This is a genomic window from Streptomyces sp. GDS52 (assembly GCF_052246875.1).
Classification (GTDB): Bacteria; Actinomycetota; Actinomycetes; order Streptomycetales; family Streptomycetaceae; genus Streptomyces; species Streptomyces cathayae.
Genome location: NZ_CM125966.1, coordinates 3,533,356 through 3,550,111 on the forward strand (window position 1 = coordinate 3,533,356; position 16,756 = coordinate 3,550,111).

The following is a 16,756-nucleotide window of genomic DNA, read 5'->3' on the forward strand; positions in this document are numbered from 1 at the left end:
GCTCACTCTCGCGAGTGAACATCACCGACTGAGCTGGATATGCGACGGGTTGTCTGCCCTACGCTCAGCGCAGCACGGCACAACAACCCCAGACACACGACGGCCCCCGCTCGGCTTGCACCCGATGCGAGGGCCTGACCACCAAGGAAGAAGAGAGCTTCCCGATGGACACCCAAAACACTAGCGTGCCCCCGCACGCCCAGTCCCGTAACGACGGGAAAAACCACCCCTCTCGCCGCGCCCGCGCGAAGGGGCACCCCGGCGGCGTCACCCACGACAACTCCCGCCACGCCACCCGCTTCACGGTGATCGGCAACCACCTCGCCCAGCACCCGGACCTCTCCCTGCTGGCGATCGGACTGGGCTGCCACATCCAGTCCCTCCCCACCGGCGCCCCCGTCGGCATCAAGTCCCTGGCCGCCCGCTTCCCGGAGGGCACGACCCGGATCGCCGACGCCCTGCGCAAGCTGGAGACGCATGGCTACCTGCGCCGTATCCGCGAACGCACCCCGACCGGCCGGATCGTCACTCGCACCGTCTCCTGCAACCAGCCCGGCCGACGCGACGCCCCGTCCGAAACGGGCGAGGCGCCCGAACCCCCGGCCCGCCGCGCGGCCACCGCCCCGCAGCAGGAACCCGCACGCCGCCGCGCCCTCCCCGCCGTACCGAAGCCCGGGTACACCTCCCCGGACCTCCTCCAGGCAGCCACCGACGTCCTCACCGGCCTGCGCCGCGAGGACCCCCGCCTGCTGCTCTCCGCCACCGACGCCGAACACCTCGCCCCCGGCGTCGCCGCCTGGCTGGAACGGGACCTGACCCCCGCCGCCGTACGCAGGGCCCTGGCCGGCGACCTGCCCCTGGAGCCCCTGGTCCGGCCCGCCGCCTTCCTGGCCCACCGCCTGACGGCCAAACTGCCGCCCCTCCCGCCGTTCCGCGCCCCCGAACCGCCCGCGCCCGTCCGGTACCCCCTGCGCAACTGCGACACCTGCGACCACGCGTACCGCGGCCCCGACCCCCACCACTGCCAGGGCTGCGCCTCAGCGGGTGTCGGTTCCGGTGTCCCCGACACCGGAACCGACGAGCCGTCCCTCGTTGAACAGAGCCGACCGTGACAGGCCGCTCGCGGCCTGCCCGGTTCCCGGTCCGGCTCCTCCACGGCCCCGTCCGGATACTCTGGCCAGGGCACCCTGTGGAGGACACCATGAGTACTCAGGCCGATCACGGGCACGAGCTGATCCCGCGTCCCGAACAGACCCCTGACGCCCTGTGCACGGCTCTCGCCGTGGTCGACCCGGGGCGCCTGGACGAGATGCAGGCCACAAAGGACGACGCCTTCACCAAAGCCGTGGAGTGGCAGTCCCTGAGCCCCGTGCGGAGCTGGGTCCTCACCTGGGCCCGAGACATCGAGATCGCCCGGCGCCCTGCTCTGTCCTCCCGCTTCACACAGGCACAGAGCAGGCTGGAGCACGAAAATCCCGCCATCGCCGAGGAGGCTCTGCGGGAGCTGAGCGCCGTCCTGGACGAAGCCATGAAAGCAGTGCGCGGTTGAGCTGGAAGTGGGAGTACGCCTTCGGTGCGGAGGAAACCGCCCGCACCGCACCCGCCGACTTCCTCGCCGGTGTGAAGAGGAAGGCGGACGAGCTGGTCAGAGCCGCCGAAGCCGTCCACATTCACGGCCGGGCCCACGAGGGCATCGACCCGAAAGGGGGCGACGTCATCGTCCCCGGCGGCATGTTCAGATACCAGGTCGTCGTACGCAGCGAGCGTGTCTACATCGTCCAGATCACCTACCTGGGGCACTGAAATCAACGACGACCGTTCTGCTGTGACCGGCGACAGCTGGCGCGAGCGCAGGCGCGCGCTCCTTCGGGACGACCCGGCCGAGGCCGAGCGCGCCGCACGTCTCCTTGATCAGTTGGGCACCGAGGACCGGGACGACGAGGAGATCGAGGCGGACCACCGCGCGAGCCGGCCGGCGGCGGCACGGGAGTACGCTCCGGGCGCCCGGCTCGACGAAGAGCTGCGGCTCCGACTGACCGGACCGGACACCGACGGTGGGGCTCTCCGCTTCCAGTGGGGCGACGCGCTGCTGCAACCCGTCGAGCACATGGTCTCGGTGGCCGCGGGCACTCCGGTCCAGCTGGAACTCACCGGGATCTCGGCGGGCAGCATCGTGGTGCACGCCCGCCCGGTCACCGCCCCCGGTGACGCCGACTCCGAGGCTCTGGACGCCCCCGCCACATCCGCCGCCTCCACGGGCCTCGGAACCCTCACCACGCTGCTCGACGCCCTGGAGTCGGAGCACGACGTCCGCGAATGGGCGCGGCTCTTCGATGCGGTCGAATCCGTGTCCCGGGCGCTGAACCGGTACGCACTGGATCTGGGTGTGACCTGGTACGACGCCGAGGGCCACGTGCGTCGCGCACGATTGACCGAGCGGGGCCGGAACTATGTGAGACGGCTCCGGGAGACCAAGGACCGCGATCAGGAGATCATCATCTCCGGTCGCATCACGGAGCTGCGGGAGAGCGGCCTCGTGAAGGTGAAGACGGGCACGGCCAAGAACGCTCCCGCCTACGACGTCCGTTTCGAGGAGCCCGAGGAACTGCTGCGCATGCGTCCCGGTCTCGGGGACAACGTCCACTTCCGGGTCTGCTTCCGCCAGCAACTGGACTCCATGGGCATCGCGCGGTCCACGGAGTACACGTACCTCGGACCGGCAGCCGAACAGACATCGCTGCCGCTCGAACCCTAGGCTCACTCGCACTGCCGGGCTGCCGCCCGCAGCGGCCCGGCAAGGTACGTGTCCGGCATCGTGCGGGCGGTACGGGGGTCCTGCATGCCAAACTGATCGCCGCCGACCGGCACACGGCCTTCCTGGGCAGCGCCAACCTCACCGACCGGGCTCTGTCCCACAACATCGAGCTCGGAGTGCTGCCACGCGACCCGAGCACCGTGGAACCGCTGGTCGACCACTTCTGCTGGCTTCTGGCTCCGGAGAACAACGCCATGCGCTTCGCATGAAGCGACATGTCAGGCGGGCTGTTCCTGCTTGCCCTGACAGGAGTTCGGTCACCCGGTCCGTATGAGACGGCGGCCGGCCGACACCTCATCTGATCGGCAAGCAGGGCATCATCGGCAAGAAGACCGAGTACCACTCGATCCCGTACCGCAGCATCAGCCACTTCGCCGTCGAGACCGCCGGCCACTTCGACCTCGACGCCGAGCTGAAGATCTGGATCTACGAGGTCCAGGCCATCCTCGCCCAGTTCGTGGCCCGCTGACCCGATCGGGTGAATGCTGCACATATGCCGGATGCATGAACCATGAGTGCGCCAGGCTCACACTCATGGTCACAGCGACACACGAGGCCTCCCACCGGCTCTTCCAGGACCACCCGGAAGCCCTCGCACCCGTCTTCGAAGCACTGGGCCTGCCGCTGCCAGAGAAGACGGACTTCCACGGGCTCTCCACCGACGTCACCGAGATCCGTCCGATGGAGCGCCGCGCGGACACGGTCCTCATGTTCGAGCCCGACATGGGTGAGCACTTCGTCCTGGCTGTGGAGGCCCAGACGAAGAAGGACCCGGACAAGGCGAAGAGCTGGGCATACTACGTCGCCTACCTGCGTGCCAAGTACGACCTTCCCGTCCTGCTGGTCGCCGTCTGCCGCGACCGCTCGACGGCGGCCTGGGCGATGGGCCCCTTCGAGTGCACCGTGGGCCCCTGGACCACCCAGGTCACCCGCCCGTTCGTCCTGGGCCCGCAGACCGTCCCGGAGGTCACCGACGAGTCAGTGGTGGTCCAGCAGCCGGCCATGGCGGCACTGTCGGCCATCGTTCACAGCCAAGGCCGGAGGGCGGCCGCCATACTGGAAACGGTCGCCCGCGGACTCGTGTCCTTCGAGCCGGACATCACGAAGTACTGGTTCGAGGTGGTGGAGGTCGGTCTGGAGTCCACTCCGGCCAAGGAGAACTGGAGGAAGCTGATGCAGAACGTCGTCACCCACTTCCCGGGGCACGGAACGCTCTTCGAGGAGAAATACCTGGAGGGAAGGGCCGAGGGAAAGGCCGAGGGAAAGGCCGAGGACATCCTGCGCGCACTGCAGGTACGCGGGCTCACGATCTCCGACGGCGTCCACGAGCGCATCACCACCTGCACCGACCTCGACACGCTCACCGCCTGGTTCGATCGCTCCTTGACGGCCACCACGGCCGAGGACGTTCTCGAGGAGGGCTCGGACGTGCCGACGGACGACGCCTCCGAACAGCCATGAAGAGGTAACGTCAGACGCCGCTCACATCCGTCGTGAACGACGGCGAGGGCCCGGGACCGATGTCGGACATCGGTCCCGGGCCCTCGTCGCTGTGTGACTACTTCGGCTGCGGCTTGCGGACCGTCAGGTGGAGTTCCTTCAGGCGGGCCTCGTCCAGCTCCGTCGGCGCGCCCATCATCAGGTCCTGGGCGTTGCCGTTGAGCGGGAAGGCGATGGTCTCGCGGATGTTGGGCTCGTCGGCGAGGAGCATCACGATGCGGTCGACGCCGGGCGCGATGCCACCGTGCGGCGGGGCGCCGAAGCGGAGCGCGCGCAGCATGCCGGCGAACTGCTCCTCGACGGTGTCGCGGTCGTAGCCCGCGATCTCGAAGGCCTTGAGCATGATCTCCGGCTCGTGGTTCCGGATCGCGCCGGAGGACAGTTCGACGCCGTTGCAGACGATGTCGTACTGCCAGCCCAGGATGTCCAGCGGGTCCTGGGTCTCCAGGGCCTCCAGACCGCCCTGCGGCATGGAGAAGGGGTTGTGGGAGAAGTCGATCTTCCCCGTCTCCTCGTCCTTCTCGTACATCGGGAAGTCGACGATCCAGCAGAAGCGGAAGACGCCCTCCTCGAAGTGGCCGGCCCGCTTCGCGGCCTCCACCCGGACGGCGCCCATGATCTTGGAGACCTCGTCGAACTCACCCGCGCCGAAGAACACCGCGTGCCCGGCGGCGAGCCCCAGCCGCTTGGTCAGCTCCGTGACGTTCGCCTCGGTCAGGAACTTCGCGATGGGGCCGGTGAGCGAACCGTCCTCGGCCACCCGCACCCAGGCCAGGCCCTTCGCGCCCTGCGCGACGGCGTAGTCACCGAGCTGGTCGAAGAACTTGCGCGGCTGGCCGGAGACGTCCGGCACCGGCAGCGCGCGGACGTGCTTGCCGGCGAACGCCTTGAACTCCGAGCCCTCGAAGACGTCGGTGATGTCGACGAGCTCCAGCTGGGCACGCAGGTCCGGCTTGTCGGAGCCGTACTTCAGCATCGCCTCGCGGAACGGGATCCGCGGGAACGGCGAGGTCACGTGCCGTCCGTTGCCGAACTCCTCGAAGAGCTCGGTCATGAGCTTCTCGATGGGCTGGAAGACGTCCTCCTGCTCGACGAACGACATCTCCACGTCGAGCTGGTAGAACTCGCCCGGCGAGCGGTCGGCGCGAGCGTCCTCGTCGCGGAAGCAGGGCGCGATCTGGAAGTAGCGGTCGAAGCCGGAGATCATCAGCAGCTGCTTGAACTGCTGCGGGGCCTGCGGCAGCGCGTAGAACCTGCCCGGGTTGAGACGCGACGGGACCACGAAGTCGCGGGCACCCTCGGGGGAGGTGGCGCTGAGGATCGGCGTCGCCATCTCGTTGAAGCCCAGTGCCGTCATCTTGTGGCGGATGGCCGAGATCACCGACGTGCGCAGCAGGATGTTGCGGTGCATGCGCTCGCGGCGCAGGTCCAGGAAGCGGTACTCCAGGCGTCGCTCCTCGTTGACCCCGTCCTCGGTGTTGATCGTGAAGGGGAGGGGGGCCGCCGCGCCCAGCACCTCGACCTCGCCGACCTCGACCTCGATCTCGCCGGTCGGCAGCTCGGCGTTGACGTTCTCCGTGCCGCGGGAGACGACCTTGCCGTCGATCCGGACGACGGTTTCCTTGGAGAGCCGGTCGAGGGTCTCGTAGGAGGGCGTCCCCGGGCGGGCCACGAGCTGCGTGATGCCGTAGTGATCGCGCAGATCGATGAAGAGAATGCCGCCCAGGTCGCGCCGATTGTGCAGCCAGCCGCTCAACCGGACGTCGGTGCCGACGTCAGAGGCGCGGAGCTCGCCGCAGGTGTGGGACCTGTACCGATGCATCGTCGTTCATCCAGCCTTCGCGGATCGGGATCTTGGTGTCGGGGCCTTTGTTTCACGTGAAACTCCCCCAAGCCTACCGGCCACCCCAAGATCACTTACCCCGGACGATCCGTCGGTCGTGCGAACAGCACCGGTGGCTTTTTTCCGTCGAATCTTCATAAAGTGGGGCAATGCGAACTGGTGAACCCCTGCCGTCCATGGGGGATGTCCTCTCCCTCCTCGACACCGGCAGGTGGCACTGGGACACGGCCACCGGACTGGTCGTGGTCGACGAGGTGGCGGCACGACTGCTGGGGCTGCCCGCCGAGGAGACCACCCTCACGGAGCCCCAGGTGCGTTCCCGGCTGCACCCGGCCGACTGGAACGAGATCGTCGGGGTGGTCCAGCTCGCCGTCGCCGAGGGCACGCTCGCCGAGGTGCGCATCCGGATCATGGACGACCAGGGGCAGGTCGTGCGGGTGGTGCGCAGCCGCTCCAAGCCGGCCTTCGACCCCCTGCGCAAGGCCTACCTCCTGACCGGCACCCTTCAGGAGGTCACCGAGCCGACGCCGGGCACCCCCGCGGCGCGCAGGGCGGTCATCGGCGACTGGCGCCGGTCACGGGAGGCGTTCCTGCTGGACGCCGGCCGGGCGCTGGCCGAGGCGCGCTCGACGCGGGAGGTCCTGCGGGTCGCGGCCAACCTGGCGATGCCGGGCTTCTCACCGGACGGATTCGCGCTGTTCGGCGTCGCGGGCGACCAGCTCACCATCATCGGCCACCACGGGCACGAGCCCGGCGCCGAGAGCCCGTTCCACATGCCGCTGAACACCCCCTACCCAGCCGCCGAAGTGATACGAACGGGCCGCGCCGTCTATCTGTCCAGCCCGGAACAGTACAAAGCCCGCTACCCCCTCACCTGGCCGCTCGCCGAGCAGTTCGGTCGCCAGTCCTGGGCGTTCCTGCCGCTGGTCGTGTCCGGCCGCACGATGGGCGCCTGGATGGCGGCCTTCGCCCACCCGGTCGCCTTCACCCCCGACGAGCGGTCGGTGCTGACCACCGTGGCGCGCATGCTGGCCCAGGCCCTGTCCCGCGCGGGGACCGCCGAGAACGAGCGGGCCCTGACCGACGGTCTGCAGCGCTCGATGCTGCCGAAGCTCGGCCCGCAGCGCATCCCGGGAATGAGCGTCGCCGCCCGGTACGTCCCCACCGGTGGCGGCCTCCAGGTCGGCGGCGACTGGTACGACGTCATCCCCCTGCCGAGCGGACGGTTCGCCCTGGTCATCGGGGATGTGCAGGGCCATGACGTCCAGGCGGCCGGGATCATGGGCCAGCTGCGCATAGCCCTGCGGGCGTACGCCTCCGAGGGGCACCGGCCCGACGCCGTGCTCTCCCGCGCCTCCCGCTTCCTGTACGGCATCGGCGAGTCCGACCCCTACGAGCTGCGCTTCGCGACCTGCCTGTACATCGCGGTCGATCCCGGCAACGGGGTACTGGAGGTCGCCCGCGCGGGGCACCCCGACCCGGCGGTCCGCACGCCCGACGCGACCGTGCTGACCCGGCCGACGGCCGGCGGGCTCCCGCTGGGCATCGACCCGGACGCCGACTACCCCACCACCCGGATCGTCCTGGAGCCCGGCGAGACCCTGCTGGTCTGCACGGACGGTCTGATCGAGACCGGCGGCCATGACCTGGACACCGGCTGGCAGCGCCTGCGCGGCATCCTCGAACACCACCGGGGCGGCCTGGAGGAACTGGCCGACGCCCTGGTGCAGGCCGTCCACGGCCCCTCCTCGCACCACACCACCGGGCCCCTGATCGACCGCCGCGAGGACGACATCGCCCTGCTGCTGCTCTCCCGGCAGGGCTACGACCGCGACTCCGAACAGGAGCCGGCGGGGCCGTCGGTGCGCCGCACCATGCTGACGGTGGAGCAGGCCGAGCCGGAACGGATCTCGGAGGCCCGGCGGCACCTGCGCGAACTGCTGCACGACTGGTGCTCACCGGACCAGGTCGACTCGGCGGTGCTGCTGCTGTCGGAGATGCTCACCAACGTCCTCGTGCACACCGACACCGACGCGCTGCTCGTCGCCGAGGTCATCGCCGGGCGGGAGGGACGCCGGATGCGGATCGAGGTCACCGACGCGGGCGACGACCTCCCGCACCGGCGCTCCCCCGGCGAGCTGGCGTCGTCCGGCCGCGGCCTCCTCCTGATCGAGCTCCTGGCCCACACCTGGGGCGTCGATCCCCGGGGCAAGGGGAAGAGCATCTGGTTCGAGCTGCACGAACCACACGACCCACACGACCCACGCACCCCGCACCAGCCCGCCGCCGTGCCGGACACCGCCGCTCGGGCGAGGGGCGGGCCCTCACGGTGACGCCGGCGGAGCCTGTTCCTCCGGTGCGGTGTGGCGTCGGCGCAGTTCGCTCAGGACGCCGACGGCCGCCGCCGTCAGCGGTACCGCCAGCAGCATGCCGACGATCCCGGCGACCGAGGCACCCGCGGTGATGGCGATCATCACGACCGCCGGATGCATCTGCACGGTGCGGCTCTGGATCATCGGCTGGAGCACATGCCCCTCCAGCAACTGCACCGCGAGCACCACGCCGAGCACCCACAGCGCGATGAGGAACCCCCGGTCGGCCAGCGCCACCAGCACGGCCACCGCCCCGGAGATGAACGCCCCGAGGTAGGGGATGTACGCCCCGACGAAGACCAGCGCGCCCAGTCCGACGGCGCCCGGCACCTTGAGGACGAGCAGCCCGACGGTGATGCAGAGGGCGTCGATGAGCGCGATGAAGGTGGTCCCGCGCATGAACCCCTCGACCGCCTGGAAGGCCCGGCGGGCCATGGCCGTCGCCGTGTCCCCGGAGCCGCGCGGCGCCAGCGCGCGCAGGGTCTCGGCGGCGCGGTCGGAATCACGCAGGAAGAAGAAGACCAGCAGCAGCGCGAGCACCGCCATGGCGAGCGCCTGGCCCACCACACTGACCCCGCTGAGGACACCCGACGCGGCCGTACCGCCGAACTTGGACAGCAGTTCGCGCGCGTTCCCCGCGATGTCGTCCAGCGAGGTACCGGCCGCCCCGAAGTGCCGGCTGAGATCCCGCGCCGCGATCCTGAGCGAGGCGATGATCTGGTCCCCGGAGTCGATCAGCGCGGACACGACGATGTACACCGCGCCGCCGACCACGGCGACGACCGCGACACAGGTGAGCCCCGCCGACAGGGAGCGCTGCACCCCGGCCCGCACCAGCCGCCGGTGCAGGGGCAGCAACAGCGCCGTACCGAGAAGGGCCAGCAGGACGGGGATCACGGCCGCCCGGAACTGCACGCACAACAGGATCCCGACGTAGCCGACCCCGGAGACGAGCAGGGCGACGGTGCACCAGGCGGCGAGGCGCCGGACGGGTTCGGGCAGCAGCGGAGACGGAGAGGAGTCCTGCACACCCCCACACGATCACGCCCGGCACCCCCTGTCCAACTCCGCCGCCCCGCCCATGTCCCGCCCGGGGAACGGCGAGTGGCCCCGTCCGGAACCGGACGGGGCCACTCCACGCGCTCGGCCGGTCAGGACTCGCGCGGTCCCGAGGCCTCCATCCCGTGCACCGCCGGGATCGTGCCCAGGCGGCCCTTCTGGAAGTCCTCGAACGCCTGCTGGAGCTCCTCGCGGGTGTTCATCACGAACGGGCCGTAGTGCGCCATCGGCTCACGGATCGGACGGCCGCCGAGGAGGACGACCTCCAGGTCCGGCGTGTTCGAGTCCTGCTTCTCGTCCGCGCGGACGGTCAGCGTGCCACCGGCGCCGAAGACGGCCGTCTGCCCCACGTGCACCGGACGGCGCTCGGTGCCGACCGCACCGCGCCCGGCCATGACGTACGCCAGCCCGTTGAAGTCCTCGCGCCACGGCAGGGTCAGCTCCGCGCCCGGCGCGAGTGTCGCGTGGATCATCGTGATCGGCGTGTGCGTGATGCCGGGACCCTCGTGGCCGTCCAGCTCACCGGCGATGACCCGCAGCAGCGCGCCGCCGTCGGGGGAGGTGAGCAGCTGGACGCTGCCGCCGCGGATGTCCTGGTAGCGCGGCGCCATCATCTTGTCCTTGGCCGGCAGGTTCACCCACAGCTGCAGACCGTGGAACAGCCCGCCCGACATGACCAGCTGCTCCGGCGGCGCCTCGATGTGCAGCAGACCCGCGCCGGCCGTCATCCACTGGGTGTCGCCGTTGGTGATGGAACCGCCGCCACCGTTGGAGTCCTGGTGGTCGAAGGTGCCGTCGATGATGTAGGTGACGGTCTCGAACCCGCGGTGCGGGTGCCAGGGGGTGCCCTTGGGCTCGCCCGGCGCGTAGTCCACCTCACCCATCTGGTCCATCATGATGAACGGGTCGAGATGGCGGTAGTTGATCCCGGCGAACGCCCGGCGCACCGGGAAGCCCTCACCCTCGAAACCGCTCGGCGCGGTCGTGACGGTGAGCACGGGTCGGGCCACGGCGTCGGCGGGCGCGGCCACACGGGGCAGCGTCAGCGGGTTCTCGACGGTCACTGCAGGCATGTCGGTACCTCCTCTTGTACGGCCATCTTAGTTGAACGTTGAACTTCTTGCCACCCCAACGAGGAAAGCCCGGAGGGAATTCCCTCCGGGCTGCAGAGACTCCGGGGCGGGCGAAAACACCCGCCCGGCACGTGGCGACCGCGACCGTGGCCGCGGTGACGGTGGCGGTCGCGGTCGCGGCGATCACGACGGCGGTGACGGCTACGGCGGCGACGGCTACGACCGAGGCGCTCAGCCGTACATGCGGCGCATCGCGAACTCGACCATCTGCTCGACCGCCTTCGCGTCGAACACCATCCGGTGCTCGCCCTCCATGTCGAGCACGAAGCCGTAGCCGGTCGGCAGCAGGTCGATCACCTCGGCGCCGGTGATCACGAAGTACTTGGACTCCTTGCCCGCGTACCGCCGCAGCTCCTTCAGCGAGGTGAACATCGGGATCACCGGCTGCTGGGTGTTGTGCAGGGCGAGGAACCCGGGGTTGTCGCCGCGCGGGCAGTACACCTTGGACGTCGCGAAGACCTGCTGGAAGTCCTCGGCGGTCACCTGGCCCGTGGTGAACGCGCGCACCGCGTCCGCGAGCGAGGGCGGGGACGGCTCCGGGTACAGCGGCGGCTGCTGCTGCCCGTAGCCGCCCGGCATCTGCTGTTGCTGTTGCTGCTGTTGCTGCGGCGGGACGTACCCCTGCTGTGCCCCTACGTTCTGGTCGTAGCCGTACATGCGCGCAAGAGTACCGAGCGCGCCGGAGCCCCGGGCCGGTACGGGCGGTTACGCGCTCCGCCGGCCGCCGCCGGAGCGCGTAACGCGTCACAGATGACCGGATCAGGCTTGCGTCTTATTACCGACGGGTAGCATAGTCGTAGCTACTTGCTGGTATGCAAACCCGTGCGAGGAACGAAGTGCCTCGCCGATCTCTCTACGGAGCCGGGAGCCGTCACATGGGGCACTACAAGTCCAATCTCCGCGACATCGAGTTCAACCTCTTCGAAGTACTCGGACGCGACAAGCTGTACGGCACCGGGCCGTTCGAGGAGATGGACGTCGAGACCGCCAAGAGCGTCCTCGAGGAACTGACCCGCCTCGCGGAGAACGAGCTGGCCGAGTCCTTCACCGACGCCGACCGCAACCCGCCGGTCTTCGACCCGGAGACCAACACCGCGCCGGTCCCGGCGTCCTTCAAGAAGAGCTACCAGGCCTTCATGGACTCCGAGTACTGGCGCCTGGGCGTGTCCGAGGCCATCGGCGGCACGACGGCTCCCCCCTCGCTGATCTGGTCGTACGCCGAGCTGATCCTGGGCGCCAACCCGGCCGTGTGGATGTACTCGTCCGGCCCCGCCTTCGCCGGGATCCTGTACGACGAGGGCAACGACACCCAGAAGAAGATGGCCCAGATCGCCGTCGAGAAGCAGTGGGGCTCCACCATGGTCCTCACCGAGCCGGACGCCGGCTCGGACGTGGGCGCCGGCCGCACCAAGGCCGTGCGGCAGGAGGACGGCTCCTGGCACATCGAGGGCGTGAAGCGCTTCATCACCTCCGGTGAGCACGACATGTCGGAGAACATCCTCCACTACGTGCTCGCGCGTCCCGAGGGCGCCGGACCCGGCACCAAGGGCCTGTCGCTCTTCCTCGTCCCGAAGTACCTCTTCGACGCCGAGACCGGCGAGCTGGGCGAGCGCAACGGCGTCTACGCCACGAACGTCGAGCACAAGATGGGCCTGAAGGCGTCCAACACCTGCGAGATGACGTTCGGCGACCGGCACCCCGCCAAGGGCTGGCTGATCGGCGACAAGCACGACGGCATCCGCCAGATGTTCCGCATCATCGAGTTCGCCCGCATGATGGTCGGCACGAAGGCGATCTCCACCCTCTCCACCGGCTACCTCAACGCGCTGGAGTACGCCAAGGAGCGCGTCCAGGGCCCGGACCTCGCGAACTTCATGGACAAGGCCGCGCCCAAGGTCACCATCACCCACCACCCCGACGTGCGCCGCTCGCTGATGACGCAGAAGGCGTACGCGGAGGGCATGCGCGCGCTCGTCCTCTACACCGCCTCGGTGCAGGACGGCATCGCGGTCAAGGAGGCGGCGGGCGAGGACGTGTCGGCGGAGCACGCGCTCAACGACCTCCTCCTGCCCATCGTCAAGGGCTACGGCTCCGAGAAGGGCTACGAGCAGCTCGCCCAGTCGCTGCAGACCTTCGGCGGCTCCGGCTTCCTGCAGGAGTACCCGATCGAGCAGTACATCCGCGACGCCAAGATCGACACCCTGTACGAGGGCACCACGGCGATCCAGGGCCAGGACTTCTTCTTCCGGAAGATCGTCCGCAACCAGGGCGCGGCCCTGAACTCGCTCGCCGAGGACATCAAGCAGTTCCTCGCCCTCGGCACCGGCGGCGAGCAGCTGGCGGGCGCCCGCGAGCACCTGGCGAAGGCCGCCGTCGAGCTGGAGGCCATCGTCGGCCTGATGCTCACGGACCTCGCGGCCACCGAGCAGGACGTCAAGAACATCTACAAGGTGGGCCTGAACACCACCCGCCTGCTGATGGCCTCCGGTGACGTGATCGTCGGCTACCTGCTGCTCAAGGGTGCCGCGGTCGCCGCCGACAAGCTCCAGACGGCCTCCGCCAAGGACGTCGCCTTCTACACCGGCAAGATCGCCGCGGCGAGGTTCTTCGCGGCCGAGGTCCTGCCCGGCGTCACGCTGGCCCGCAAGGTCGCCGAGGGCGTCGAGCTGGACCTGATGGAACTGGACGAGGCCGCCTTCTAGAGCCTCCCGCAGGAGGTCCCGCGCCAGACGGCGCGAACCCGAACAGGCCCGAACAGGCCCGAACGGGAACGCCCGGGTCCGCACGCGACCGTCGGAGCCCGCACGAGGGCCCGCTTCCACACCGGGGAAGCGGGCCCTCGCCCTCGTTAAGGTGGCCCCATGAGCGAACCCTCCCCCTTCGACCGCAGCCACACCGACGACCTCATGTCCTTCCTCGCCGCCTCCCCCACGCCGTACCACGCGGTGGCGAACGCCGCCGAGCGGCTGGAGAAGGCGGGCTTCCGGCAGGTCGCGGAGACGGACGCCTGGGACGGGACGTCGGGCGGCAGGTACGTGCTGCGCGGCGGCGCCATCGTCGCCTGGTACGTCCCCGAGGGCGCGGACCCGCACACCCCGTTCCGGATCGTCGGCGCCCACACCGACTCCCCCAACCTGCGGGTGAAGCCGCGGCCCGACAGCGGGGCGCAGGGCTGGCGCCAGGTGGCGGTGGAGATCTACGGCGGTCCGCTGCTCAACTCCTGGCTCGACCGCGACCTGGGCCTGGCCGGCCGGCTCTCCCTGCGGGACGGCTCCACCCGGCTGGTGAACGTCGACCGGCCGCTGCTGCGTGTCCCGCAGCTCGCCATCCACCTGGACCGCTCGGTCAACGCCGACGGCCTCAAGCTCGACAAGCAGCGCCACATGCAGCCCGTCTGGGGCCTGGGCGACGACGTGCGCGACGGCGACCTCATCGCCTTTCTGGAGGAGACCGCGGGCATCCCGTCCGGCGAGGTCACCGGCTGGGACCTGATGGTGCACTCGGTGGAGCCGCCGGCGTACCTGGGCCGCGACAAGGAGCTGCTGGCCGGCCCGCGCATGGACAACCTGCTGTCCGTGCACGCCGGTACGGCCGCACTGACGGCGGTGGCCGGGCACGGTGCGGACCTGCCGTACATCCCCGTCCTCGCCGCCTTCGACCACGAGGAGAACGGCTCCCAGTCCGACACCGGCGCGGACGGGCCGCTGCTCGGCAGTGTGCTGGAGCGCTCGGTGTTCGCCCGCGGCGGCTCGTACGAGGACCGGGCGCGCGCCTTCGCCGGCACCGTCTGCCTCTCCTCGGACACCGGTCACGCCGTCCACCCCAACTACGCGGAGCGGCACGACCCGACGCACCACCCGCGCATCGACGGCGGCCCCATCCTCAAGGTCAACGTGAACAACCGTTACGCCACGGACGGTTCGGGCCGGGCGGTGTTCGCCGCCGCCTGCGAGAAGGCGGGCGTGCCCTTCCAGTCCTTCGTCTCGAACAACGCCATGCCGTGCGGCACCACCATCGGCCCGATCACCGCGGCCCGGCACGGCATCCGGACCGTGGACATCGGCGTGGCCATCCTGTCGATGCACAGCGCGCGCGAACTGTGCGGCGCCCAGGACCCGTTCCTGCTGGCGAACGCGCTGGTGGCGTTCCTGGAGTCGTAGTCGCCGACTGCCGACGGGTGGTCAACCCGCCGGTGCTGCATGAGTGATGGCCGACCGGGTACCCGGATGCAACCGGAAGGACCGGGCAGGAAGGCGGCACTCATGGGCCTCGGCGGATGCATCATCCTCATCGCCGTGGGAGCGATTCTCACGTTCGCGACCGACTGGGACATGCAGGGCGTCAACGTGAACCTGGTCGGCGTCATCTTCATGGTCGTCGGGCTGATCGGTGTGGCGGTCTTCAGCAGCATCGCCCGGCGCCGGCGCGTCGTCGTACCGCCCGCCACACCGGTCGTCGACGACACCCGCCCGCACGGCCGCGACGGCTACAGCGACGGGTACGGAGTCTGACGGGTACGGAGTCCGGCAGGACCTCGGCGGCCGGCTCCGGCAATCGGCCCAGCGGCGGCGTCGGAGAACGGGAGAGAGGGCACCCCTGGTGTCATGAGATTCCTCGTACGCGACCGGATCCTCGGGATCGGTGACGACTACTGGATCGAGGACGACCGGGGCAACAAGGTCTTCCTCGTCGACGGCAAGGCCATGCGGCTGCGGGACACCTTCGAGCTGAAGGACCTCCGGGGCCGCGTCCTCATCGACATCCGCAAGAAGATGTTCGCCCTGCGGGACACGATGGTGATCGAGCGGGACGGTGAGACGCTGGCGACGATCCGGCGCAAGCGGCTGTCCCTGCTGCGCAACCACTACCGGGTCGCCCTGGCCGACGGCTCCGAGCTGGACGTCAGCGGCAGGATCCTCGACCGCGAGTTCGCCGTCGAGTACGACGGCGAACTGCTCGCCGTGGTCTCACGGCGCTGGCTGCACATCCGGGAGACCTACGGCGTCGACGTCGTGCGCGAGGACGCGGACCCGGCCCTGCTGATCGCGGTGGCGGTGTGCGTGATCCACCTGGCGGAGAAGGAGCGGGAGGACTGAAGGCCAGGTCCCGGGACCGGTTCCGGTCCCGGTCCCGGTCTTGGTTCCGGTCCCGGTCCCGTGCGGGTCAAGGTCGCGGGGTCGGGGTCGGCAGCCCCAGCAGCCGGTCCTTCAGGGCCGGGAACTGTTCGCGGGTCTTCGCGACCTTCGCCGGGTCGAGATCGACCGTGAGGACCTGCTCGTCGGGGCCGGCCTCCGCGAGGACCTCGCCCCACGGGTCGACCACGATCGAGTGCCCCGCCTGCGGCACCCCGGCGTGTGTCCCGGCCGTCCCGCACGCGAGGACGAACGCCTGGTTCTCCACCGCCCGGGCCCGGGCCAGCAGCGTCCAGTGGGAGCGGCGGCGCTCCGGCCAGCCCGCCGGGACGACGAGCGTCTCGGCACCGGCGTCGACGAGACCGCGGAAGAGTTCGGGGAAGCGGAGGTCGTAGCAGGTCGCCAGCCCGAGCGTGGTGTGCGGCAGCGGCACCGTCACCAGGGCGTCGCCCGCGCTCATCAGCACGGCCTCGCCCTCGTCGAAGCCGAAGCGGTGGATCTTGCGGTAGACGGCGGCCAGCTCACCGGAGGGGGAGAAGACGAGCGAGGTGTTGTAGAGCGGCCCCTCGCCCGCGTCGGCACCGCCGCCGGAGCCGCCGTCCGGGGCGCCCCGCTCCGGGACGGAGCCCGCGTGCAGCCATACGCCGGCCTCGCGCGCGGCCTCGGCCATCGCCTGGCGGGTGGGCCCGTCGAGGGGTTCCGCCTCGCGCCCGAAGTCCTCGTGGGCGAAGGCGCCCGTGGTCCACAGCTCCGGCAGGACGACGAGATCGGCTCCGGCCTGTTCCCGTACCAGATCGGCGACCCGACGCCGACGCGATTCGACCGTTTCGTCCCCGTTCACGGCGACTTGGAGCAAAGAAGCGCGCACAATACCACCGTCCTGGCATTCGACTTGTCGGCAC

16 protein-coding genes and 1 pseudogene are annotated in these 16,756 nt (G+C 70.1%); 12 read left to right on the top strand and 5 right to left on the bottom strand.

Going from position 1 to position 16,756, the window contains the following annotated elements:
- Positions 1-164: 164 nt before the first annotated feature.
- From ACTWJ9_RS16045 to ACTWJ9_RS16075, 7 genes and pseudogenes are all read left to right on the top strand, one after another.
- Positions 165-1,112, top strand: a complete 948-nt coding sequence (locus ACTWJ9_RS16045) for a helix-turn-helix domain-containing protein (protein ID WP_279334914.1) — start codon at positions 165-167, stop codon at positions 1,110-1,112.
- 89 nt (positions 1,113-1,201) lie between these two features.
- The gene (locus ACTWJ9_RS16050) at positions 1,202-1,549 is read left to right on the top strand and encodes a hypothetical protein (RefSeq protein WP_443294353.1); all 348 of its coding nucleotides are present in this window, start codon (positions 1,202-1,204) and stop codon (positions 1,547-1,549) included.
- Positions 1,546-1,803 (top strand): hypothetical protein, encoded by a 258-nt coding sequence (locus ACTWJ9_RS16055; RefSeq protein WP_279334916.1) that lies wholly within the window; start codon positions 1,546-1,548, stop codon positions 1,801-1,803. The genes ACTWJ9_RS16050 and ACTWJ9_RS16055 overlap by 4 nt, the downstream gene beginning before the upstream one ends.
- 22 nt (positions 1,804-1,825) lie before the next feature.
- Positions 1,826-2,755, top strand: coding sequence for a hypothetical protein (locus ACTWJ9_RS16060; protein WP_279334917.1), 930 nt, complete (start codon positions 1,826-1,828; stop codon positions 2,753-2,755).
- An 11-nt stretch (positions 2,756-2,766) separates the two neighbouring features.
- On the top strand, positions 2,767-3,024 hold the full coding sequence (locus ACTWJ9_RS16065; RefSeq protein WP_388704393.1) for a phospholipase D-like domain-containing protein: 258 nt from the start codon (positions 2,767-2,769) through the stop codon (positions 3,022-3,024).
- A gap of 89 nt (positions 3,025-3,113) precedes the next feature.
- Positions 3,114-3,284 (top strand): annotated as a pseudogene (locus ACTWJ9_RS16070) (PH domain-containing protein); the annotation flags it as partial.
- Positions 3,285-3,349: 65 nt separating this feature from the next.
- The gene (locus tag ACTWJ9_RS16075; protein WP_443294354.1) at positions 3,350-4,276 is read left to right on the top strand and encodes a hypothetical protein; all 927 of its coding nucleotides are present in this window, start codon (positions 3,350-3,352) and stop codon (positions 4,274-4,276) included.
- A gap of 97 nt (positions 4,277-4,373) precedes the next feature.
- Here the strand turns inward: ACTWJ9_RS16075 and aspS are convergent, their stop codons facing one another.
- A complete protein-coding gene (gene aspS / locus ACTWJ9_RS16080; protein WP_443294355.1) occupies positions 4,374-6,137 on the bottom strand; it encodes an aspartate--tRNA ligase in 1,764 nt (587 codons plus the stop codon).
- Positions 6,138-6,307: 170 nt separating this feature from the next.
- Between aspS and ACTWJ9_RS16085 the strand changes: the two genes are divergently transcribed.
- On the top strand, positions 6,308-8,491 hold the full coding sequence (locus ACTWJ9_RS16085) for a SpoIIE family protein phosphatase (RefSeq protein ID WP_443294356.1): 2,184 nt from the start codon (positions 6,308-6,310) through the stop codon (positions 8,489-8,491).
- On the opposite strand, the gene ACTWJ9_RS16090 is transcribed toward ACTWJ9_RS16085, so the two are convergent.
- The 3 genes from ACTWJ9_RS16090 to ACTWJ9_RS16100 form a co-directional block, all read right to left on the bottom strand.
- Entirely contained in the window at positions 8,483-9,559 is a 1,077-nt protein-coding gene (locus ACTWJ9_RS16090; protein WP_443294357.1) for an AI-2E family transporter, read from the bottom strand. The genes ACTWJ9_RS16085 and ACTWJ9_RS16090 overlap by 9 nt on opposite strands.
- 122 nt (positions 9,560-9,681) lie before the next feature.
- On the bottom strand, positions 9,682-10,662 hold the full coding sequence (locus ACTWJ9_RS16095) for a pirin family protein (RefSeq protein WP_279334922.1): 981 nt from the start codon (positions 10,660-10,662) through the stop codon (positions 9,682-9,684).
- Between the two features lie 231 nt (positions 10,663-10,893).
- Complete coding sequence (locus ACTWJ9_RS16100; protein WP_279334923.1) at positions 10,894-11,379, bottom strand: SseB family protein; 486 nt, start codon at positions 11,377-11,379, stop codon at positions 10,894-10,896.
- A 218-nt stretch (positions 11,380-11,597) separates the two neighbouring features.
- Here ACTWJ9_RS16100 and ACTWJ9_RS16105 point away from each other — a divergent pair, with 218 nt between their 5' ends.
- The 4 genes from ACTWJ9_RS16105 to ACTWJ9_RS16120 all read left to right on the top strand — a co-directional run bounded on the left by ACTWJ9_RS16105 (position 11,598) and on the right by ACTWJ9_RS16120 (position 15,818).
- Complete coding sequence (locus ACTWJ9_RS16105; protein ID WP_279334924.1) at positions 11,598-13,424, top strand: acyl-CoA dehydrogenase; 1,827 nt, start codon at positions 11,598-11,600, stop codon at positions 13,422-13,424.
- Between the two features lie 159 nt (positions 13,425-13,583).
- A complete protein-coding gene (locus ACTWJ9_RS16110; protein WP_279334925.1) occupies positions 13,584-14,882 on the top strand; it encodes a M18 family aminopeptidase in 1,299 nt (432 codons plus the stop codon).
- Between the two features lie 102 nt (positions 14,883-14,984).
- Positions 14,985-15,233: a DUF6458 family protein gene (locus tag ACTWJ9_RS16115; RefSeq protein WP_109381478.1), complete on the top strand. Its 249-nt coding sequence runs from the start codon at positions 14,985-14,987 to the stop codon at positions 15,231-15,233.
- 93 nt (positions 15,234-15,326) lie between these two features.
- Positions 15,327-15,818 (top strand): LURP-one-related/scramblase family protein, encoded by a 492-nt coding sequence (locus ACTWJ9_RS16120; protein ID WP_443294358.1) that lies wholly within the window; start codon positions 15,327-15,329, stop codon positions 15,816-15,818.
- 67 nt (positions 15,819-15,885) lie between these two features.
- Here ACTWJ9_RS16120 and ACTWJ9_RS16125 read toward each other — a convergent pair whose 3' ends face one another.
- Positions 15,886-16,722 carry a carbon-nitrogen family hydrolase gene (locus ACTWJ9_RS16125; protein WP_279334927.1) on the bottom strand — a complete coding sequence of 279 codons (837 nt, stop codon included), beginning with the start codon at positions 16,720-16,722 and terminating at the stop codon, positions 15,886-15,888.
- Between the last annotated feature and the right edge of the window lie 34 nt (positions 16,723-16,756).